The 24,254-nt window shown below is 39.8% G+C and carries 13 protein-coding genes; 11 read left to right on the top strand and 2 right to left on the bottom strand.

Features of this window, described 5'->3' with window-relative positions:
• The first annotated feature begins 70 nt into the window (after positions 1–70).
• The 11 genes from K5G00_RS05440 to K5G00_RS05490 all read left to right on the top strand — a co-directional run bounded on the left by K5G00_RS05440 (position 71) and on the right by K5G00_RS05490 (position 22,508).
• On the top strand, positions 71–3,535 hold the full coding sequence (locus K5G00_RS05440) for a SusC/RagA family TonB-linked outer membrane protein (protein WP_238764954.1): 3,465 nt from the start codon (positions 71–73) through the stop codon (positions 3,533–3,535).
• A 12-nt stretch (positions 3,536–3,547) separates the two neighbouring features.
• The gene (locus K5G00_RS05445) at positions 3,548–5,191 is read left to right on the top strand and encodes a RagB/SusD family nutrient uptake outer membrane protein (RefSeq protein WP_238764972.1); all 1,644 of its coding nucleotides are present in this window, start codon (positions 3,548–3,550) and stop codon (positions 5,189–5,191) included.
• A 175-nt stretch (positions 5,192–5,366) separates the two neighbouring features.
• Positions 5,367–7,688 (top strand): GH92 family glycosyl hydrolase, encoded by a 2,322-nt coding sequence (locus K5G00_RS05450; RefSeq protein ID WP_238764974.1) that lies wholly within the window; start codon positions 5,367–5,369, stop codon positions 7,686–7,688.
• 118 nt (positions 7,689–7,806) lie between these two features.
• Positions 7,807–8,955 carry an endo-1,4-beta-xylanase gene (locus tag K5G00_RS05455; protein ID WP_238764976.1) on the top strand — a complete coding sequence of 383 codons (1,149 nt, stop codon included), beginning with the start codon at positions 7,807–7,809 and terminating at the stop codon, positions 8,953–8,955.
• 203 nt (positions 8,956–9,158) lie between these two features.
• Entirely contained in the window at positions 9,159–9,944 is a 786-nt protein-coding gene (locus tag K5G00_RS05460; RefSeq protein ID WP_238764984.1) for a family 16 glycosylhydrolase, read from the top strand.
• 59 nt (positions 9,945–10,003) lie between these two features.
• Positions 10,004–12,697 carry an alpha-L-rhamnosidase gene (locus tag K5G00_RS05465; protein WP_238764986.1) on the top strand — a complete coding sequence of 898 codons (2,694 nt, stop codon included), beginning with the start codon at positions 10,004–10,006 and terminating at the stop codon, positions 12,695–12,697.
• A gap of 210 nt (positions 12,698–12,907) precedes the next feature.
• The gene (locus K5G00_RS05470) at positions 12,908–14,362 is read left to right on the top strand and encodes a sulfatase family protein (protein ID WP_238764994.1); all 1,455 of its coding nucleotides are present in this window, start codon (positions 12,908–12,910) and stop codon (positions 14,360–14,362) included.
• Between the two features lie 563 nt (positions 14,363–14,925).
• Positions 14,926–17,409, top strand: a complete 2,484-nt coding sequence (locus K5G00_RS05475) for a hypothetical protein (RefSeq protein WP_238764996.1) — start codon at positions 14,926–14,928, stop codon at positions 17,407–17,409.
• A 310-nt stretch (positions 17,410–17,719) separates the two neighbouring features.
• Positions 17,720–18,802 carry a glycoside hydrolase family protein gene (locus tag K5G00_RS05480; RefSeq protein WP_238765004.1) on the top strand — a complete coding sequence of 361 codons (1,083 nt, stop codon included), beginning with the start codon at positions 17,720–17,722 and terminating at the stop codon, positions 18,800–18,802.
• A gap of 11 nt (positions 18,803–18,813) precedes the next feature.
• Positions 18,814–20,715, top strand: a complete 1,902-nt coding sequence (locus K5G00_RS05485; protein WP_238765025.1) for a glycoside hydrolase family 97 protein — start codon at positions 18,814–18,816, stop codon at positions 20,713–20,715.
• 8 nt (positions 20,716–20,723) lie between these two features.
• The gene (locus tag K5G00_RS05490; RefSeq protein ID WP_238765027.1) at positions 20,724–22,508 is read left to right on the top strand and encodes an FAD-dependent oxidoreductase; all 1,785 of its coding nucleotides are present in this window, start codon (positions 20,724–20,726) and stop codon (positions 22,506–22,508) included.
• Positions 22,509–22,681: 173 nt separating this feature from the next.
• On the opposite strand, the gene K5G00_RS05495 is transcribed toward K5G00_RS05490, so the two are convergent.
• Positions 22,682–23,431, bottom strand: coding sequence for a hypothetical protein (locus K5G00_RS05495; protein ID WP_238765029.1), 750 nt, complete (start codon positions 23,429–23,431; stop codon positions 22,682–22,684).
• A complete protein-coding gene (locus K5G00_RS05500) occupies positions 23,421–24,050 on the bottom strand; it encodes a hypothetical protein (RefSeq protein ID WP_238765035.1) in 630 nt (209 codons plus the stop codon). The genes K5G00_RS05495 and K5G00_RS05500 overlap by 11 nt, the downstream gene beginning before the upstream one ends.
• Positions 24,051–24,254 lie beyond the last annotated feature (204 nt).

A 24,254-nucleotide genomic window follows, 5' to 3' on the forward strand; every position in this document is an offset into this window, starting at 1 on the left:
ACACCCTTCATTAACGATTTGATTCACAATATGATTCAATAAAATGTCAAATTCAAACCATTACAAAATTATGGAAAAAAAACGAGAAGTTGTTAATGTGGGTGAATTACATCCATTATTAGGCAAATTATTTAGAGTTATGAAACTAACTGCTTTTTTTTATTTACTGGCAATAATACAAACATTTGCAGTAAATTCTTATTCACAAGTTACCCGCCTTTCTCTTGACATGCGTAATACAACGGTGAAAAACGTATTGTTAGAGATCGAGAATAACAGTGAATTTTATTTCATCTACAGCAACAAGCTGATAGATGTTGACCGGAAAGTGAACGTCCAGATGAAAGATAAAAAGGTGGACGAAATTTTAGATGCTGTTTTTGCCGGGCAATCGGTTCAGTATTCCATCATGGACAGACAGGTGATACTGAGCCCCGTAGGAATGAAATTAGAAAGATCGGGAGATATCTTTCAGTCGAGCAAAAAGGTGACCGGGAAAGTCAGCGAAAAAAGCGGCATGCCGTTACCCGGTGCCACAATCGTAGTAAAAGGCTCATCAAAAGGAACTATTACAGATGAAAACGGAAGTTTTCAATTGACCGGAGTTGGCGAAGATGATATTTTGTTGTTTTCGTTTGTGGGGATGAAAACTCAGGAGATCCCAGTTGCTGGTAAAACGGAATTCAGTGTTATAATGGAAGACGATGCTATAGGGATTGAAGAAGTGGTCGCTGTTGGTTACGGAACTATGAAAAAACGCGATATTGTAGGTTCTGTTGCAACAATCAATAATGATGATATTACCAAAATACCAACAACTAACCTTGCACAAACACTACAAGGTATGTCCAGTGGGATGATGGTTACCAATAACAGCGGTCATCCGGGCAGTGAACCTTCTATTCGGGTAAGAGGCTTGAATTCAATCAACCTCAGTTCTAACCCTTTGTGGATAGTTGACGGGATGCCTATTGTTACCGGAGCAGATGAATCAACTGCAAACGGGGTAAAAGCTGTTTCCCCAATTGCGATGCTTAATCCTAACGATATTGAGTCAATCCAGGTTTTAAAAGACGCAGCGGCAACTGCTATTTATGGAAACAGAGCTTCAGGCGGTGTTATTTTGGTAACCACAAAATCATATAAAGGAGGCAAGGTCAACTTAAGCATCAATTATGATGGAGGTGTTTCTTATATCCCTTTTTCGCAAAATGATATTTTTGTTGATTCAAAAACATGGTGGGATGTTATTGATAAATCAAGAGAAAATGCCGGATTGACAGAAATGACTACCGAATCGGCTCTTAATACCCTTTGCCAGGGGGAAAGGCCCGAAATAACTAAAGAAGAGGCCTTGGTCACCAGCACAAACCAATTGGGAGCTTTGACACGAACAGCCCAGTACCACCAGTTTGGGCTTTCGGCCAACAAAAGTTTTACCGATGGCGGGATGACATTTTCGTTAAGTTATCGGAACGAAGAAGGCTTGATCCACGAAAACGACCTTCAACGGTTGACCAGCCGTTTCAGTATTAACTATAGACCATTGGACAAAGTTGAGATGGGTTTTAACTCGAACCTTATTTATATGAAGACCAATGGCGTTATGTCGGTTGCTGGCAAAGGCAACGGAGGCTGGAGCAACTGGCACCACACACTTCCCTGGTTTAAAATTTACGATGAGAACTCACAAACCGGATACTGGGGCGTGAACAGCGGCTATAACCTGAGGGCATTTTCAGATCGCGACCTGCAACGCAACGATGTTGATAAATACCGTGCGTTGACCAATACATATGTGCAGTGGGAAACTCCGGTAAAAGGGCTTGTAATTAAGGGTGAAGCGGGAGCTGACCTGATAATGACAAATAATTCATACTGGAAATCGGCCTTGTTGGACCCGGTAGAACCGTATGTTTCTGAAGCTTTAGAGAGAGCAGTTACCGGTACTGTTATCAATTACGATACTTACGCTAACTACAAGAAAATAATTAACAATATACACGCTATAGATATTACTGCGGGGTGGGAAGGTACACGTACAAGAAGATATGTGCGTCATGCATCTGGTTCCGATATCCAGTCCATTTACCCCGAGTTGCGAAAAGTAGGAACAATGAACTCAATGAATGGGGCACTTAGTGACGGACCTTATTTAATGGGCTTTTTTGCCCGTGCAAACTATAAGCTTTTAGACCGCTATATTTTAAATGCAAGCTACCGTCGCGACGGGCATTCAGCTTTTAACGAAGACAACCGATGGGCTGATTTTTACGCATTTGGTGCAGGATGGATTGTCACCGATGAAGAATTCATAGACATACCATGGCTTAACCTTTTAAAATTAAGGGGAAGTTACGGCACAACAGGTAACAGTGCAGTGGCAAATTCAATGACCTACATGAGATGGGGAGCAACTTCAAGCAAAGTTTTTGGTTCTGAATATTTGACACAAAGAACAACTGTTGGCCCATTGGGAAGTTCGGATTTAAAATGGGAGGTTACTGCAAACATGGACTTAGGATTTGATTATGGTTTGTTTAAGAACCGTATCAATGGATCGTTTGCTGTTTATCACCAATGGATTTCTGATTTGATTCTTATGGGGAATGTCCAACCATCTGTTGGTTACAACACAAACTCAATTTACCAGAACGTAGGCGACCTTGAAAACTGGGGAGTAGAATTCAATGTGTCAACAGTAAATATTGAAAAGAAAAATTTTTCGTGGAAGTCGTCTTTTAACGTCAGCACAAACAAAAATGAAGTTAAAAAATTAAATGATGCTGAAAGTGGAAAAGGATACATTTCGGGTAACAGGATTCGTAGAATTGGTGAAGCGTTGAATACATGGTATCTTGCTGATTATGCCTATGTTGACCCGGATAAAGGTATTTATATGATTAAACAAATTGATGCCGAAAAATGGGACTCTGAGTATGTAACAGAAGAAACAGGGGAAATTATCCCGATGACCAACAATAACGTGGACAACAACAAAAAAGTCCTTTCCGGAAAAACGACTACTCCAACCTATTACGGAGGTTTTAACAATACTGTCAGCTACAAAAATTTTGATTTGAACCTTCTGTTCAGTTTCGCAGGTGGTCATTATATAAAAAGCCAGATCAGGGAACAAACTTCTCAATTTGTTGGTGTGGAGTATAACGTAATGAAAGAAATGGTGGGCAACACATGGGAACAAGCAGGCGACCATGCAGAATATCCTCAGTTGATGTCAAACAACTATTACTACTACGATCACGAAGGAAATCCTTCAAATACCGTGTACGGATATGCTTCAGTATCTGAAACCACCCGGTTTTTGCAAAAGGGAGATTACATAAGGCTTAAAAATATTCAGTTGGGATATACTCTGCCTCGTTCCGTATTTGGAGGGAGCACTTCTATGCGCTTGTTTTTGGGGATGACTAACTTATTGACAATAACCGGGTATGATGGTTTAGATCCGGAAACACAGGATGATTTGCCAATGCCTCGGACATTTAACTTTGGTTTATCGTTAAACTTATAAAATTTTAAAAAAATGAAAAAGATATATATAAAGATATTATTCGCACTGGCTGTTATTATGTCCTTTAGTTCATGCGAAGATTATTTTGAATACGAAAGGACACAAGAATCTGCCTGGACGACTACTTTAACATTCGAATCGGGACTATCTTCTGTTTATAACAACATTCATTTTTATGGCTGGCTTACAGATGTTACTAATTCAGCCTTTATTTATACAGACTTCCTGATGTCAGGGACTTCTGTTTTGCTAGAAGGATGTAATACCGGTGCACCACTATACAACCGAAGTTTTAGTGAAAATGAAATGGACAATTACTGGGCAGCGGGTTACCAAATTGTAACCATGTGCAACCTTGCGCTCGATCAGGATGCTGATGGCAATGGAAATCCATTTGGCTTAGATGTTACAGGAAGCGATTACCTGCATAATTATAGAAGACAAATTGGTGAATATCATTTTAGTCGTGCATGGGCTTATTGGTATCTGGCAAAAACCTACTGTCCTCCGTATAAACATGGTGGCGATAATAGTGGCCGGTATATTCCTTTAAAAAATACGGCAGCATACTCTGTTGAAGACATAGAAAATGAAGCCTTAGGTTCAGTCGAAGAGATTTACCAACAGGTAATAACCGATTTAAAAGCAGCAAAAGAAATTTTGCCTGAGCAACTTCAACTATCCGGGTGGAGTAATGTCCCCGGGTTTGAATGTGGGCGGCCAAATAAAATTGTGGCAACGGCATTGCTTGGCAAAGTGTATTTCTTAATGGGAGAGTATGATTTGGCAAAAGCAGAATTTGACGACGTTATTGCGTATGCAGAAAGTACAGGTACTTATGCATTGGAAGCTCCCAAAGAACCTTTTAACAAGGCTTTTTCTTATGACGTAGGGAAAGAAGTTATTTGGGAAAACAATACCGGGACGCTGGGGACATCACATAGCAATTATTTTTATGCCGGAATGATTATTGGATACAGGATGAGGTCATCTAATGGTGATGCTGTTGACGTAAATACAGGCTTTGTTAAAAGCACCTGGAATGCTTATGCAATATCCGATTATGCCGCGGAAAAAATGGGCTGGTTGGAACAGGAAAATGGCGACTATGTGGTTACCGAAGAAGCTGAAAACGATTTGCGCTATCAACAGGTTTACCACTATATGAAACCTTACCAGGCCGATATGCCAACCAGCGACCCCGAATATTATGAAACAGAAACAGTAGCGGGACATGCTGCGGTAACTACCTCGCATATTTATCCCGACAAATACTACAGGGCGCCTGCTCCGTACGGAAGATACACAAAAGTGCCTTATATACGTTTGGCCGACATCTACCTGTTGCGTGCCTGGACCAGGATGAACGCCAATGACCTGTCCGGGGCAGCTTCGGACATGAACATGGTTTGGAACCGTGCACATCCTGATAATACAGATTTCTATAACACATCAAACGTAGACCACGATGCTATTTATACCGAATACCTTAGGGAGATGACCGGTGAAGGCTGGACCATCGACTTTATGATGGGTACGCAAATGGATATACCAGCAGGAGACAATCCTGAAACTCCTGCTGTTGCTCCTCCGTATTCTGGCTGGTACTGGCCTATTCCTGAAAGTGAAAAAGAATTGAATTCATTGTATGATTAGCATATAAAATAGAGAATAGTCTAAGTGTTCATAAAATCCTTGGGATGCCAGATTTTTTTAGTCTAGTTACTGGTTTTCCCAAGGTTTTTTTTAATCCCCTGTATGAGCTAAAATTTAGTTCAATGTCAGATAAAGAAATCACGGAAAACGAATCAGGATATTCAAAAAAGAAGTCATGAAAACCTCAGTCAACCTATTAGTCGTATTTTTTGTTATAGGTTCTTTTTTCTCAGCGTGTATACAAAAACAAGAAACAAAAATAGAGCCAGCAAGTTTAGTTAATGTATTTGTTGATACCCATAATTCAAGGTGGTTTTATTTTAGTTCGGCTACCCGCCCTTTTGGAATGGTAAACCTAAGCCCGGATACGGATACGAAAGGAAGCTGGAGATCCGGCTATTTGTATGACAGTAAACAAATTCGTTGCTTTAGCCACATACATGCGTGGCAACTGTCGGGAGTGGCTGTTATGCCAACTGTCGGAGAATTTAAAGGAAATTTGGGAATGGATGCCTATCAGTCTTCTTTTAATCACGAAGGGGAAATAGCTGAACCCGGATATCATAAAGTAATTTTAAGTGACTACGAAATAACGGCAGAACTAACATCTACCGCTCGTGTTGGCTTTCATCGTTATACCTATCCCAAAAGCAATAACAGCTATATTATTTTCGACACCGGTGCTTTCCTTGCACATGGGCCGACAAAATATTCAAAAGTTTGGAAAGTAAACGATACTGAAGTGGCGGGGTATGAAATCATGGAAGCGACAATTCGCCGTCCAAAAGCTACCCCGGTTTATTTTGTAGCCAAATTAAACAAACCGATTGAAAGCTTTATTGGCTGGGAAGATTCTGTTATGATCGATAACCCTATTGATACAATAGACGGGGTAAACGCAGGAGCGGCTATTAAATTTCAAACTACGGAGAGAGAGCAAGTATTGATGAAAGTTGCTGTTTCGTATGTTAGCGTTGAGCAAGCACGGCTAAATCTGGAAACTGAGCTGGCCGGCTGGAATTTTGATCAGGCAAGAAAAAATTCATATGATGAATGGAACAAATGGCTGGGTAAAATCGAGGTAGAAGGAGGCACACACAAACAACGAGTGAGGTTTTACACTGATTTGTGGCATGCATTGCAAGGGCGAAGAATAATAAGCGACGTGAACGGAAAATATTTGGACATGACCGGTGACACTCCAAGAGTAAAACAAGTTGCTTTAGATAAAAACGGCAAACCTTTGTTCCCTCATTATAATTTTGACGCGTGGTGGGGGAGTCACTGGTCGCTTGACATCTTATGGTCGATGGCATATCCCGAGGTGATGGATGGATTTTGTAACACCATGGTCGATATGTATAAGGATGGAGGACTTATTCCAAGAGGGCCGGCAGGGGGTAACTATACCTTTGTTATGATTGGTGATCCATCCGCATGTTTTTTTGCAACGGCATATAACAAAGGGATCCGAAATTATGATGCAGAAACAGCATATGAAGGCCTGCGTAAAAACGCCTTCCCGGAAGGTAGCCGGGATCACGGAGGTTATGAACATAAAATAGATTATCCGGATAAAACGATGGTGGATTACTACCTGGAACGAGGTTATGTGCCGGAAGATGTAAATGCCAAAGGATGGCATTGCGGGGGCGTAGCATTAACATTGGAATATGCTTATCAGGACTGGTGCCTGGCACAGATGGCAAAAAACATGAAAAATGAAGCGGATTACAATATGTTCATGAAACGATCGGAGAATTACAAAAATGTATGGAATCCGCAAACAGGATATATGCACCCTCGTGAACAGGATGGCTCCTGGATTGGTAACTTTGACCCTTCTGTCTCAAAAACTCCCCGTGGTTTTTGTGAAAGCAACTCTGCCATTTATTCCTATTTTGTGCCTCACGACATCGAAGGGCTGGCAGCTCTCTCCGGGGGCAAAGATGCTTTTGTGGAAAAGCTGAATTCCCAGTTCGAAAAAGCACAACAATATGGCTTTGTACCAAACAAAGAAATGTGGGTCGATTATTCTAACCAGCCGGGAACGGGTATGGCGCATGTTTTTAATAAGGCTGGTGCTCCATGGCTCAGCCAAAAATGGGTGAGGAAAGTAAAAGAAGCGTTTAGCGACACAACAGCGTATGGTGGATACAATGGAGATGAGGATCAGGGACAAATGGGAGCACTTGGAGTGTTAATGGCTATTGGACTCTTCGAGGAAGACGGAGGCGCTTCTGCTAATCCCTCTTATGAGCTTACCAGCCCGTTATTTGATAAGATAACGATTCACCTGGATAACAAGTATTATCCCGGAAAAACATTCATAATAGAAACAAAAAATAACTCAGAACAAAATATGTATATCCAGAGTGCCAGGTTAAATGGGGAGAATTGGAATAAATATTGGTTTTCTCATAAAACATTTGCTAAAGGCGGGAAATTAGAGATTATATTGGGAGACAAACCAAACAAAATGTGGGGGAAGCCATAGCTACAAAGGGTATTTATAATTTGTGCGGAAGTTGAAATATTTCAGCGAAGAAAATTACATAGCAGATCAAAATATGATGATAAAGAGTATTTCTTCAACAATGATTAAAAAAGAATTTATGAAAAAATTATCGATTTTGTTGTTTGTGTTCGTCTTTGTTGCCGGGTGCGGTTATTCTACAAAAAAACAAAGTGCAAAACAGGAAAAACCAGTAGCCAATACGTTTAAAGAAGTTTTTAAAGACGACTTTTATGTTGGCGCTGCATTGAATAAATATCAGATCATGGGAGCTGACAGTCAATCTATTGCAATTGTAGAGAAACAATTCAACTCAATTACCCCGGAAAATTATATGAAGGCGTCCAATATCCATCCTGAAAAGGATCGGTATGACTTTCGTGTTGCCGACAAATATGTCGCTTTTGGCCTGGCAAACAATATGAAAATTATTGGACACACTCTGGTTTGGCACATTCAGTTACCCGAGTGGTTTTTTGTTGATGACGAGGGCAACCAAATCGGCAGGGATGAGCTTATTGCGCGCATGAAAGAACACATTACCACCGTTGTGTCCAGATACAAAGGAAAAGTAAAAGGCTGGGATGTGGTAAACGAAGCCCTTAACGAAGATGGTTCCTACAGGGAAAGCAAATTTTATGAGATACTGGGAAAAGATTACATCAGGCTTGCCTTTCAGTTTGCACACGAGGCCGATCCTGATGCAGAATTGTATTATAACGACTATACAATGTACAAACCAAAAAAACGAGACGCCGTTGTTCAAATCATAAAAGAATTAAAAGCAGAAGGTGTTCGTATCGATGGTATAGGTATGCAGGCCCATTATATTTTATCGGAGAAAGATTCCATTTTTGGAAATATTGAAAAATCGATCATGGCGTTTGCCGGTGCCGGCGTAAAGGTTATGGTCACAGAGTTGGACATATCTGTTTTGCCTTTCCCTGATGAAAACCAGGGAGCTGATATTTCAGGCAATGCAGAGTACAACAAGTTACTCAATCCATACACAGAGGGATTACCTGAAGATGTCAGGTTAAGAGCAGACAACTATTACATCGATCTGTTCAACTTATTTGTGAAATATTCCGACACAATTGATCGTGTAACATTTTGGGGCGTAACTGATAATCAATCGTGGAAAAATAATTGGCCGGTTAAAGGACGGACCGATTATCCGTTGCTTTTTGACAGAAACTACCAGGCAAAACCTGTTGTAAATAGGATTTTAAAAATAGTGAAAGATTAAATGAAAAAATGATACTTTCAAAATTTAAAAAAAAAATTGTTTTAATCTGCTTCAATCAATCAGATATGCAGCGCCAAGTGACGTTGGCAAAAAATTATTAGATGACAGTTTAATAATTTTATAATGCTATCCAAGTCTTATTTGCCAGCATGCCTGGATATTTAAATTTAAAAAATATAATACCAATTAAATCAATATTTATTATGAAAAATTTTACTTTTTTCTTTCTTCTTTCTTTGTTTTTTTCAGCCTGTGTAGAGAAGGAACCGGAATGTCCTCTATCTAAAGGTGAATGGGAGTACATTTCGGAATGGAGCGATGAGTTTAACGGCAACACTTTAGATACAACGAAATGGTATCCCCGCAATCCGGGCTGGAAAGGTAGGAAACCCGGATATTTTTCGCCGGCAAATGTTTCGGTAAAGGATGGTAAAATGATCCTGACTTCAAAAACCGAAGATTTGCCGGATTTACCTGAAGGATATCATACTTTTACAACGGCTGCAGTAAAAAGCAAAGCGTTTATGTTGTACGGGTATTACGAGATTCGTTTTAAACCAATGGATTCCAGGTGTTCCAGCGCTTTCTGGTTTTATAGCATTGAACCGGACCTCTGGACCGAAATCGATGTATTTGAAATTTGTGGTAAACATCCTACCCCGGAAATGGAACAGAAGTATTTTATGACCGTCCATGTAATGAAGCATCCTGAAGTAAAAGAGAAAACTAAAAGTTCTGAACTCTGGGAGACCCCGTCGCGACTGGCAAATCAATTTTGGATTGCAGGTTTAGAATGGGACGAAAAGGAAATAAAATGGTATTTAAACGGAGAGCTGATCCGAGTCAAACAAAATAAGTATTGGCATCAGCCTCTGAATATGAATTTCGACAGCGAAACTTTTCCGAGTTGGTTTGGGCTTCCTGATCCAAAAGATCCGGCGGGCCATTTTGAGGTTGATTACGTACGAGTATGGAAAAGAAAGGAGTAAAATAGAATATTATTGACAATAGTTCTGTCCGAAAATTGAAAATTAATATTAGATCATTTATGAGAAACATATTACTATTTATCACTCTCTTCGCCTCTTTATATTCGTGTAGGCAAACTTCCGATAAATTTATTGTTGAAAATTTAAAGTGCGAATACCTTCAGTTCCCTATTGGTATTGATGCAGCAAATCCTCGTTTTACATGGCAGATTAAATCCGAAGAACAAGGTATATCAGTAGACGCAGTGCAAATTGTTGTAGGCACTAATGAAAAAGATGTCTCAAATGGAAAGGGGGATGTCTGGCAGTCAGGAACATTGTCCTCTTCTACTATCCCTGTAGTTTATGCAGGAACCAAACTAAAGCCTTTTTCGCGATATTATTGGTGTGTAAAAGTTAAAAATCAGAAAGGGGAATGGTCGCCATTTTCAAAAATAACTTTTTTTGAAACCGGAATGATGGGGCAAAATAATTGGAAAGGGGATTGGATTTCAGACTCATATGATTTCAATATAAAGCCTGCTCCTTATTTTAGAAAAAGCTTTGATGTCAAAAAAAAGGTAAAGACTGCGCGAGCTTATATTGCAGTAGGAGGCTTGTATGAACTTTATCTGAACGGCGAAAAAATAGGCAACCACCGTCTTGATCCAATGTTAACACGTTTTGATCGTCGGACGCTCTATGTTACTTATGATGTAACCAAAAACTTATCAGATGGGGAAAATGCCGTTGGCGTGATTTTAGGTAATGGATGGTATAATCACCAGTCTAAAGCTGTTTGGTATTTTGATAAAGCACCCTGGCGTGCACGACCAAAATTTTGTATGGATATCAGAATTGTTTATGATGATAATTCTGTAGAAACAATTTCAACAAACAAAAACTGGAAGACCTCACTATCGCCAATAATTTTTAATAGTATTTATACGGCTGAACATTATGATGCACGATTGGAACAGCCAGATTGGAGCAAACCTGAATTTAGCGATGAAAAATGGAAAAAGGTTATTTGTACAAATGCACCGTCAAAAAATATAGTGGCACAGGTGATGCATCCAATACAAAATGTGATAGAAATTCCAGCGGTTAAAGTCAAAAAATTTAGTGACACTAATTATATCGTAGATTTTGGACGCAATATGGCAGGGGTTACAAAATTGAATATAAAAGGGATTGATGGGACAACTTTACGATTGAAGCACGGAGAGCGATTGTATAAAAACGGGCATGTAGATATTTCAAATATTGATATCCATTATCGTCCAACAGATGATTCTGATCCGTTTCAGACTGATATTGTGATTTTAAGCGGTCGTGAAGATGAATTTATGCCTAAATTTAATTACAAGGGGTTTCAATATGTAGAAGTAAGCGCCGATAAACCCATTGAATTCTCAGAGAAAAACCTGACTGCATATTTTATGCACAGTGCGGTTCCCAAAGTGGGGAAGATCAATTCTTCGAACAAAATGCTAAACAAAATCTGGGAAGCAGCCAACGCTTCATATTTATCCAATTTATTTGGATACCCTACCGATTGCCCGCAACGAGAGAAAAACGGATGGACAGGCGATGCTCAAATATGTATAGAAACGGGTTTGTATAATTACGATGCTATAACAATCTACGAAAAATGGATGGCTGACCACCGCGATGAGCAACAAAACAATGGTGTAATTCCCCGGATTGTTCCTACCGATGGCTGGGGATACACAAAAAACGGCCCGGACTGGACAAGCACGATTGCGATTATTCCATGGAACATCTACTTGTTTTACGGCGACAAAAAAATACTGGAAGATTGTTATGACAATATCAAAAAATATATTAATTATATCGACGAGGCTTATCCGGGAGGATTGACCGACTGGGGACTTTGTGATTGGGTTCCGGTAAAATCAATGACGCCAACAGAAATTACATCAACGGTTTATTATTTTGCTGTTGTTGACATCTTTAGAAAAATAGCTGCTGTTTTGGGAGAAAAAAATGATGCAGAAAAGTATTCAGCATTGGCTGATAAAATCAAAAATGCATTTAATCAAAAATATCTGAATCGAGAAACCGGAATTTATAATAAAGGGGTCCAGACAGAAATGAGTTGCCCTCTTCAATGGAATATGGTTCCGGACGAGATGATAGCAAAAGTGTCTGAAAATTTGGCAAAAAGAGTGGAAGCAGATAACAGTCATGTAGATGTAGGTCTGTTAGGTGCAAAATCAATTTTGAATGCAATGAGCGAAAATGGTTATGCTGATTTAGCTTATAAGGTTGCCGCTCAGGAAACATTCCCATCGTGGGGCTGGTGGATAGTAAACGGGGCAACCACATTTCTGGAAAACTGGGATCTTAATGCGAGCAATGATATTTCAATGAACCATATCATGTTTGGAGAAATTGATGCTTGGTATTATAAAGCATTGGGAGGTATTTTCCCGGATGAAAAAAATCCGGGATTCAAAAATATTACTCTGAAACCAAATTTTGTTGAAGGACTTGAACATTTTGAAGCCCAACACGATGGTCCATACGGAAATATTGTTTCTTCATGGGAAAAAACAGGACAAGAAATAAGCTATCACGTTGTCGTTCCGCCTAACAGCACAGCTATGCTTTTCTTGCCAACCAACAAGGTACTTGAAAGCGGAAAAGAGCTCGACGAAAACAAGTTTATTAAAATTGAAACTGATGATTCAAATAAAAAACAATACCATCTGGAATCAGGTGAATATAATTTTCAACTACAAAAGTAAATAAAGTTGTATTTTAACAGAGAGCAGATCTGAGTCAAACAAAATAAGTACCGGCATCTGCCTCAGAACATCAACTTTGACGGCGAAACCTTCCCTTATTGGTTTGGGATTCCTGCCCTCACCGACCCGGAAGGGTATTTCATGAGATTGACTATGTCCTCGTTTGGAAAAGAGAGGAATAAAACTGAATATTTTTTAATCAATTAACCAATGAAACGTTACGCGATAGTATTTTTTGCCTTACTTCTTTTTTTTGGGTGTCAGTCTGATAACAGAAATAGGATTACCGGTAACGGTTTAAATGTGCTGTTCTTGACTCTCGATGATATGGGCTATGGTACCTCTGGCGCAGAAGGGTGTAAAGTGCCGGATATTACTCCCAATATTGACGCTTTGGCTTCGCAAGGAATATTATTTACACATGGGTATGTCTCAGTTCCGATGTGTGGTCCATCAAGGGCAGCGATGCTTTCGGGGCGTTATCCTCACTGCAGCGGGATTATGGGACATGGAGTTCAGCCTCCCGGTTTTTGGGAGGAACCTTTGATAAAAACGCCCGCTTTATCCACTTACCTGCACGATTTCGGCTATAAAACAGGAGCAATTCTAAAAAACGGGAGGTGTGGAAATCAAACATGGGACGTCAAATACCGGGAATTCCCTTTCGGTATAGGTTTTCATGATCGTAATAGTGATTCTTTTTATGAGCGAACGAAAGCATTTATTGCAGCTTCACAAGAAGCAGAGAAACCGTTTTTCCTTTATGCTAATCCCATTGATCCTCACCGTCCCTGGGTTAATACACAGGGTGAAAGAGACGCCAGACGACAATGGAATAGCCTCCATGAATATCCTGCTCCAAACCGCAGTTATACTTCAAATGAAGTTGAAATACCAGAATGTTTGCCTGATTTACCTGATGTGCGAACGAATTTAGTACCATACTACGAAGCTCTTCACAGGGGCGATGAATGTCTGGGAAGTATATTAAAAGCCCTGGAGGAGAGCGGGGAGGCTGATAACACCATTGTTATTTTCTTATCCGATAATGGTATGGCGACACCTGCCGCTAAAAATACGCTCTATCAGCATGGTGTACGCACTCCGCTTATTATAAAACTTCCCGGGAAGATTAAAGCCGGAGTAGTCGATGAAAAATCTGTCGTTTGCGCCATTGATTTACTACCAACAATTCTCGAAGCACTTCAGTTACCTGCTATAAAAGGCATTGAAGGTTACTCAGTGTATGATGTGGCAGCCGGTAAGAAAAAGAAAGCAGATCGTGAATATGCGTTTACTTCTTTTGATTATTGGGGAGATTCTACAGAAAAAGATTTTTACCCGCAACGCTCTATCATCAATAAAGAATTTTGCTACATATGGAATCCCTATGTGGAGCGTTTTAAGGGAGAAAAAAGAATACCATTGAACTGGCTTGATGTAATAGCGTCTAGCATGAGCGAAAATTTGAAATTGGCTGCACGCACCGAGTTTCTGCGTAAACGCCCGGTTGAGGAATTTTATGACTTAAACAATGACCCGGGATGTTGGAATAATTTGATCAATGATGAACAATATGCAGACAAAATCAAAGAGTTTAAGGCATATCTCAAAAAGGAGATGATGCAAACCAATGACCCTGAGAGATATTACTATAATAATTAGAAAAGACATGAAATGCGTGTTTCCAAATATTTAATTTGACTCAAATCTATTGGATATGAAAAACAAAAATGTATCCCAAAATGCGATAAGCTTCTTTATATTTTGTTTTTGTTATTCCGACAAATAAAGTATTTGCAAAACAAAACATAAATAAGCCGAATGTTTACCCTTTATCTTGACGGATTATGTTATCTCCTGAAACCGATTTGACAACAAAAGAAAGTTATCGTGCAAGCCATTGAATTGCTGACTTTGAATATATGCACATAAAGGACTTTTTAAGTTTTTTATATTGAGGATAGTTGATTTCTAAGGACAGTTTTTGTAGTTAACCCCTTCCAAAGAAATTCCAGTTAAGGGCAATTCATCTCAAAATTTAGGAAACTACTGGTTGGGGTTAACAAAGGATGAGGATTTTTTGGACATATTATTTCAATAATATTGACTTTTTGACAGCCTCATTTTTTATTTTTGTGAACTGGGTAAAAGAAGAATAGCAAAGGAAGTTGCATCTCCTTTAATCTTTAGGCCTTCAGATACGAATGATAACTAAATTTAGACAAATGAGAAATACAATTATCTATGCCATAACGATTGTGATGCTTGTTTCTTGCAGGCAGAAACAGGAGGAGTCGCAAGGACCCGTTCAGGTGAGCGGTATTTATCCGCAGTTGGCCTATTATAACAATGAAGGTGAATGCGGAACCGGTGCTGTTGTTCCATGGGCCGGCAGACTTTGGGTAATAACCTACGGGCCACATCTTCCGCATGGATCTTCAGATAAACTGTATGAGATTACTCCCAATCTTGAACAAATAGTAAGACAGGAAAGTATTGGCGGAACTCCGGCAAACCGGATGATTCATAAGGAAAGTAGCCAGCTTTTTATTGGACCATACGCAATTGACGGGCAGCGTAATGTAAAAGTGATTCCTTATTCAGAAATGCAGGGACGCCATACCGGAAATGCACGGCATCTGTTTCACCCGGAAGAGATGATATATTATGGTACAATGGAAGAAGGATTTTATGAAGTAGATGTAAATTCATTAAAAGTAACTGAACTTTATAAAGACGGGAATAACTCAAGTGGCAGAAAAGTAGAGCATGATGATACAGATGTGAACCCGGTAAATGCAACTCTGCCGGGTGCTCACGGAAAAGGTTTGTACTCAGGACAGGGAGTGATGGTATATTCGAATAATGGTGAAGCGACACAGGAAGCGCAACAAAAATTTGATGTGGAAGCCGGTTCATTGTCTGAGTGGGACGGAAAAAACTGGAAAGTGGTGCGTAGAAATCAGTTTGTTGAAATTACAGGTCCGGGAGGGATTTATGGAAATGTAAACCCGGAAACAGACCCGATTTGGGCGACTGGCTGGGATCATAAATCATTGCTTTTGGGTGTTCGGAATCCGAAAACCGGTTGGGATTTTTATCGCCTGCCAAAAGCCAGTCACAGCTACGATGGCGCTCACGGCTGGAATACAGAATGGCCGCGAATCAGGGACATTGGCACAGAAGTAAATCCCGAGTATCTGATGACCATGCACGGTATGTTTTGGGACTTCCCGGGAGATTTTTCAGCCCGACATTCTGCCGGAATTCGTCCGCGTTCAGCTTACCTGAAAGTAATTGGCGATTTTACCCGCTGGAATGGTCGCCTGGTTTTTGGTTGTGATGATTCTGCACAAAAAGAGTTTTTAAATAAAAGAAAACAAAAAGGAAATATCGAAGGACCAGGGCAGTCTAACTCCAATCTTTGGTTTACAACACCTGAAAAACCAGATCAACTGGGACCAGCGACGGCTTCCGGGGCTGTTTGGTTAAACGATGAACTAAATACCGGCGAATATTCTGAACCCTTTCTTTTTTCCGGTTGGGAGAAACGCTGCGCCTGGATTCAGAACGCTGGAAAAAATACTGTTGAGTTTAGTTTTGAGATCGATAAAAACGGGAACGGCGATTTTAGTCCGTTAAAAACAGTTGAGCTTGTACCCGGAAGTTCCCGGTTTGTTGAGTTCAGCGAAAATGAAGTTGGAGAATGGGTGCGTATCAGAGTAAATAAAGCAACAAAAGCTACGGTCAGTTTTAATTATACCGATATAGATGTTCGAAAAACTTCAGCTGCAAAATTATTTGATGGAATAGCCACCATTGATGACAATGAAGTTTTTGGAGGACTTTTGTATGGGTTAGCGGACAGCCGGCGTGCACTTGGGGTTTCGGCTCTGAAAATTGAAAATGGAATAACTTCGGAAACCGGTTATTATGAATTGGACGAAAACCTAAAATTAGTTTCGAAAGACGATTTGGAAACCAATAATTTTATCAGGGAGAAATTTGCAATTCCTGAAAATGTAGTTCGAATTGATAATTCTTCGGTTTTGGTGGTCGACGACAAAGGGCGCCGCTGGAGATTGCCTTTGGGAGATAAAGCTTATAAATCGCTTACCGACGAGGCCGAATTGCGTATTTGCAGAGAAGTAGCCACCGAACGGGACCTGTTTAACTGCTCAGGAACTTTTTATGAATTGCCTGCTGAAAATGCAGATGGATTTGCAAAAATCCGTCCGGTTTCTTCTCACAGCTTCAGGATAAATGATTATGCGTCATACCGCGGGATGTTAGTTTTAACAGGACTTGACAGCGATGTAAAAGCAGGAGATCATATTGTCCGTTCCGACGATGGAAAAGCAGCAGTTTGGCTGGGCGTTATCGATGACCTGTGGGAAATGGGAAAACCCGTTGGACATGGCGGCCCTTGGAAAAATTCAGATGTAAAAGCAGGGCATCCTTCGGATCCATATTTAATTGGTTTTTACGATAAACGTAGCCTTGAAATATCACACGACAACAAGGAGTCAGTGACATTCAAAATTGAAGTGGAACCGATTGGCCACGGTCCCTGGATGCTGTATAAAGAAATAAACATTCAGGCGAGTGAAACCTACAGTTACGAATTTCCGTCAGATTTTCAGTCGCGCTGGATTCGGTTTGTAGCCAATAAAGAATGCACCGCGACAGCATGGCTGGAGTACAAGTAAAAAAATTGTTTGTAGTTGCAGAGGAGTAGTTGGTACAATAAGAAAATCCTGAAAGAATGAATACGAAATAGCCCCGGCTTTTGTCACGGAGAGAATAAAAAGAGCCCAAAGTTAGGTTGAGGTTTGATTATCAGATTATCCGGGGGATGCGAGCGAAAATAGTCATCAGTGCATTCAAACCTGCTGAATTGAAAAGCAGATAAAACCATACACCGAAAACAAGAGCCCCATAACGGACATTAACAAAATATCACTTTGAAAAACAAAAAAATGAAACTATTATTGACAGGAATTACCTAAATCGACGACAATGAAGAAGATATGTAGTAAGCAAATTACTTTTTTATTTTTTCTGGTTTTTTTGTTTTCATGTTCACCTGAACAGGAAGCAGAACCCGGAAAATTGAATCTTGCCAATATGTTTCAACCTGTTCCTCAAACCGGAAAATTTATTGATCCTGATTGGTTTATATGGGGCGGTAGTTTGGTAAAATCAGACGACGACGGGAAATACCACATATTTTATTCTCGCTGGCCTCAAAAGTTGGGTATGTCTGCGTGGGTTACGCATTCCGAAATAGCGCACGCAGTTTCTGATTCTCCTCTGGGACCGTTTGAGTTTGCTGATGTGGTATTGCCGTTTCGTGGGCGCGAATATTGGGATGGGGCCGTAACACATAACCCAACTATACATTTTTTTAACGGGAAATACTATTTGTATTATATGGGGACTACAGGAGATCCGAATGTCGAGAACCAATATTGGGAACACCGCAATAAACAGCAGATTGGCGTTGCTGTTGCCGAAAATCCGGAGGGGCCCTGGAAACGTTTTGATACACCGCTCATCAGTGTTTCCTCAGATTCAACTGCACATGATGCGTTGATGGTTTCCAATCCGTCGGTAACCCAAATGCGCGACGGGAAATATTTAATGGTGTATAAAGCGGCTGCAAAAAAATTACCTAAACCTATGAGTGGTCCTGTAGTACATTTAACTGCTATCGCCGACAATCCGGAAGGCCCTTTTGTAAAACAGATGAAACCGATATTTACAGCGGAAGAAGCAGAATTTCCTGCTGAAGATCCATATGTGTGGTTTGCCGGGAATTGCTACTATGCTATTGTTAAAGATATGCATGGTGCCTTTACAGATGCCGGAAGGAGCCTGGTGCTTTTTTATTCCGCCAACGGAATGGACTGGAAATTAGCTGAACATCCGTTGGTGTCAAAACTGGAAATCAATTGGAAAAACGATACGCTTCAGAAAGTGAAAGCGCTGGAAAGGCCTCAGTTACTCATCGAGAACGGAAAACCAACAGCATTACTTTGTGCAGTAAATGAAACCCGCGAGCATTCATTTAATCTGCAGATACCTTTGTTAACAAAATAAATAATCGCCCTATGAAGAAAATTTGGTTTTTTATTATTGTTGTGAGTTTGTTTTCATGTAGGAATGAAAAAGTTGAACAGGTAAAATCTCCCAATGGCAATATGGTTGTTGCAATTAGCAATGAAAAGGGTTTGCTACAGATATCCCATTGGGTTAATGGTGATACGATCATTGGCAATTCGCCGCTCGGATTACAAATTCAGGATATTGATTTTTCAACTCATGTAACTATTCAGGAAACAGAAGAATCTGCTTTTGACGAAATGTGGCATACCGTTAGCGGGAAAAATAAAATGGTGCGAAATCATTATAACGAGAAGATATTTCATATCCGGGGAGAAGCCGAAAGTGACATATCCTGCGATTTGGTTCTTCGTTGTTATAACGATGGCTTTGCTTACCGCTTTGTAGTAAAAAGTATTTCAGGTGATAGTATTCAGTGGAAAGGTGAAAATACAAAACTAAATTTCAAAAGCGATTTTTTATATTGGGCATACAACGGGGAACAGCATAATATCGGTCCGGTAAGGTTTTCTTCTTCGCAGGAGAAAGTGCGTACTCCGATGGTTCTTGAACTTGATGACAGCTTGTATATGGCTATTCATGAAGCGGAGGTAGTACGGTATGCACCCATGAATATTCAAATTGACGGCGCAAAAAAAAATCTTGGTTTTATAGTTGATGAAACTTCGGAAAAAGGAGAGTTGCAAACGTCATGGCGCACTTTTATTGTAGGGAAACGTCCGGGTGATTTGCTGGAATCAGATCTACTGGTTAACCTGAACGAACCTTGCAAAATTGAGGATACTTCGTGGATAAAACCGGGCAAATCGTTATGGGACTGGCGTGTATGGGGATACAAGGCGAAAGACGGTTTTGAATACGAATTAAATACAATTTCACATAAAAGATTTATCGATTTTGCATCAGAAAATAATATTCAGTATTTATTGATAGACGCTGACTGGTACGGCCCCGAATTTAGTGATAGCTCCGACCCCACGGCGGCTCGCGAGGGAATCAATATAGAAGAATGTATGGCTTATGCAAAAAAGAAAAACATAGGTGTAATTTTATATTTAAATGATGTAGGGGCAAAGAAATTTGGTCTGGATCGTGTATTAAAACAATTCTCGGATTGGGGGGCTGTTGGTGTAAAATACGGATTTATGCAGGGGAGCTGGGAGGATAAGGTCAGACACACACGCGAAGTAGTAGCGCTCTGTGCTAAATATAAACTGATGGTGGATTTTCATGATAATCCTGTTCCACCAGGTGGAGATTGCCGTACATACCCAAACCTTATTACCCGGGAGTTTTGCCATGCACAGGCCGATGCCAAGCGTTCTTATTTTCCCGAAACAGCAGTTACTTCACCATTTATAAATATGATTGCCGGTCCGCTTGATTATACCAACGGTTGGTTTGATCTGAACAATGCACATTCGAGAATGCGCGTATTTGAAGAAATCCCGGGAACTGTAGCTGCCGAGGTGGCTAAATTGGTTGTTGCTTACTCCGGCTGGATGGTACTTCCTGATAGTCCTGAAGAGTATTTAAAAAAGGATGATTTGTTTGATTGTATACGCAAAATGCCTCCTCAATTTGATAGTTTTAAAGTGTTGGACGGAAAAATCGGAGCATACATAAGTGTTGCCCGCAAGGCTGGTGATAATTGGTTTATTGGATCGCTTACCAACCGCGACGCGAGGGATGTCGAGTTGGATCTTGGTTTTTTGTCTGAAGGGAAAAAGTACAAAGCTGTAATATATTCCGACGCCGCTAACAGCCATTATATGGACAATAAAGAGTCTTATAAGGTGGAAGAAGAAGTTGTTCTTGCCGGAGATATGTTAAAAATAAGTATGGCTCCGGGAGGAGGAAATACAGTGTTTTTAGAAGAATTAAAATAAAAAATGATATGAAAAATATATGTGCCATTTTATTCATTTTTGTGAGCAATTGGGTCGTTGCCCAAACTGTCTCAGTTTTGGTTGAAGCCGAAAGCTTTGACGAAAAAGGAGGTTGGGTAGTTGATCAACAGTTTATTCCTTCCATGGGGTCGCCATATTTACTGGCGCACGGCATGGGCGAATCTGTTGAAAATGCTAAAACTACGGTTGAATTTCCCGAGAGCGGAAGATATTGGTTCTGGGTGCGCACCAAAGACTGGATTCCCTCGCGCCCGGAAACTCCGGGAACATTCAAAATTGTGTTCGACGGTGAAGAATATTCCGAAACTTTTGGCGTAAACGAAGGCTGGCAGTGGGTTCAGTCGGGTAGGGTACGAGTGGACAATTCTAAACAGCTGAAAATTGAGCTAAAAGATGAAACCGGTTTTGAAGGCCGATGCGATGCCATTTATTTTTCAAAAGATAAAGACGATTATCCTCCTTTTGAATTGGAAGAAATGACTACCTGGCGTAAAGAAAAACTGGGAATTCCTCCACCCGAAAATGCCGGAGATTTTGATTTGGTAGTAGTTGGTGGCGGATTGGCAGGATGCGGTGCTGCAGTTGCGGCGGCGCGGCACGGTTTAAAAGTGGCCTTAATTAACGACCGGCCTGTGCTGGGTGGAAATGCAAGTAAAGAAATAAGGGTTCATACAGAAGGACTGGAGTTTTACACTATCGTGCAGGAACTGAGCACCGAGCATTATCCAAATGGCGATGCGGGAGCCATTGCCGCTACCGATACCATTGAAATGGTGGTACGCGCAGAAAAAAACATTTCTGTTTTCCCAAATACCCGTGCTTACACCGTGCACAAAGAGGGAAATAAGATTACCAGTGTGGATTGTTTTAATACACACACCCACAAAGAAATCCGCTTTGAAGCACCTCTTTTTGTTGATGCAACAGGTGATGGCTGGATTGGCTACTGGGCTGGCGCCGAAGTACGTATGGGCCGCGAGTCGCGCGATGAGTTTGGTGAATCGCTGGCGCCGGAAAAAGGCGATGGAATGACTATGGGAAATTCCATTTTGTGGAACTCCGTGGAAGTGGAAAAAGAAGAAGACAGAGCCAGACCTGAAGATAAATTGGAAGTAGGCTGGCAGGAAGTACCGTGGGCTATGGATGTGGCAAAAGATTACGAAGCTACCCGTGGTGAGTGGTTCTGGGAATACGGTTTGCTGATGAATACCATTTACGACGCGGAAGAAATTCGCGACCATATTTTTCGGGCCATTTATGGCAACTGGTACAATGTAAAACAAGACTCGGAAAATGCCAATCTGAGATTAAAATGGATAGCCTACGTAGCCGGGAAACGCGAATCACGACGCATTATGGGCGACTACGTGTTAAAGGAAAGTGATGTGGTTAACCGCCCCGATTTTGAAGATGGTTTTGTGGAAGAGGTGCGTGCCATTGATATTCATTATCCGCGTGGCGGGAAATATGATTTCCTTACGGAAGCGCAATTTACTAAAATTGAACAGTACAAAATTCCCTACCGCTGTTTGTATTCCAAAGACATCGACAATCTGTTTATGGCCGGGCGTTGTTTCTCGGCTACCCACGTTGGCCTTGGCAGCCCGCGCGTAATGCACACCACCACCCAAATGGGAGTTGTGGTGGGTTATGCTGCTGCTGTTTGTAAGGAAAAAAACAACTGCTCTCCCCGCGATGTGTACAAATACCATCTGGACACCATGCGCGAGCGGCTGGATAAAATAAAATCGGGGGCGGAGTTTGAGCATTGACAACCTTTATGAGTGAATAAAACAAATGTTTGTGATCTAACTCAAATAATCCTTACTACTGTGGTTTATTTTACTACATTACCTTTTGTTCCATTTCTATGGTTAGGCTCAATAAAATTAAATTCAGTGCATTATTCGTATGAGAAGTCTTTAAAAAAATCTAAACCAAATAATTATTTAAGTTCAAAATTCTTTTCTACCTTTTTATAGATATCGTCCGGATCTAAATACTTCGAGGTAGGATCAAGGCCTGTCAGGTTTCTGAGAAAACTAGGATTTATTTGACCATCGATTTTACTAAATCCATTTAATTCTTTATAGTCGATTATTCTTTGAACTAGTTTTTTAGACGGCACCCATTTATCTTGATCAGGGTCGAAATAAACTGGGTTTTCTACTTTTAATACTTTACCAACATAGACATATGCTTCTTTTGCTTTAAGATTATATTCATCCAAATTAGAATTTTCTTTTTGTATTGTAGCTATTGAATTTGAAATATATGCCATCGAGGCGTATTTAATTTCATTATTTTCAAATTCGTTACTTTGGAACGAATTAAGATTCTTTTCCAATTGAGTAAGAGATGCACGACTAAGAAGTGGGAATCTATTACCAAAGTTCTTAATTTGGACGAAATAATATGTTTTACCAAAGTAAAATCCTTGGTCAATTTTCAAAATGAATTTGTCACCAGGTAAACAGTTTGAATAGATTTCGAATTTTCCATCAAGAATAGGCCCATATTCTACGGTTGGGCCATCTGAACGATTAAGATATACTGTTCCTTTAACAATTTGTTTATCATTTAGTATTTTACCAGTCCTGACATCGGTACATATTACAGTGATATACGAGTTTTGTGCGTAAGTTCTTATAAGAGATATCAAAATAAAAATAATAAGTAATAATTCATGTCTCATAATTAATAGTTTTTAGTTTGAACAAATAAAAACCCACTAACATTATCCATATAATAAGTAATATTGTAAATATATGAATTTCATATTCAAGAATTTTTGTATCAATTCCGGATTTTAGAAATAGGATTGGTTGCTCTTTGTTAATACTTGGTTCGTCTTGGTATTCCAAATAAATATTTGGCTTTTTTTCTCCAAAGAAATAAACATATAATTTAATACTAGTTTTGGGGTGCAAACCATCAACCTTAAAGCTGACATACTTTCCTGTTACCTTTTCCTCATAGGGTTCAACATTGAAATATAACGGTGAATCTGGCCGCATTTTTAAAATTTTTAGTTCGCCATTCTTGATTGTATCAGGGAACATTATTGTAAAATGTATATTTCTAAATAATTGCTCTTGTGTTAAATTTTTAATTGAAAACTCTATAACTTCAAAAAGAGAGTCTTTATATTCATCTATTCTCCCACTATATGTTTTATTATATGTTTTACTTGAATAAGATATAATTTTTGAATCTAAAAGACGATTGGAAATATGATTTACTGTCCATCCAATAAGTGCAATCAATATAGTGAAGAGATAAGGAAATTCTTTTCGCGTAAACATTTGGCCCATTATAGCTTTATTTTGTCTGACATCAATACAACATTTTTCCAAATTGGATATGAAAAACTTGATTAATAAACATAATATTCGCTGTCAATTACAATCTAAAATATCTAAGTTCAATACTCAAAATTGTGCATTGACTTTTAATACTTCTTTTATAGTTGAATTGCATTTTTCCCAGATAAATAATTTATAAAAAGATAATAAAGT

The organism is Maribellus maritimus, assembly GCF_022267315.1.
GTDB classification, from domain to species: Bacteria; Bacteroidota; Bacteroidia; order Bacteroidales; family Prolixibacteraceae; genus Draconibacterium; species Draconibacterium maritimum.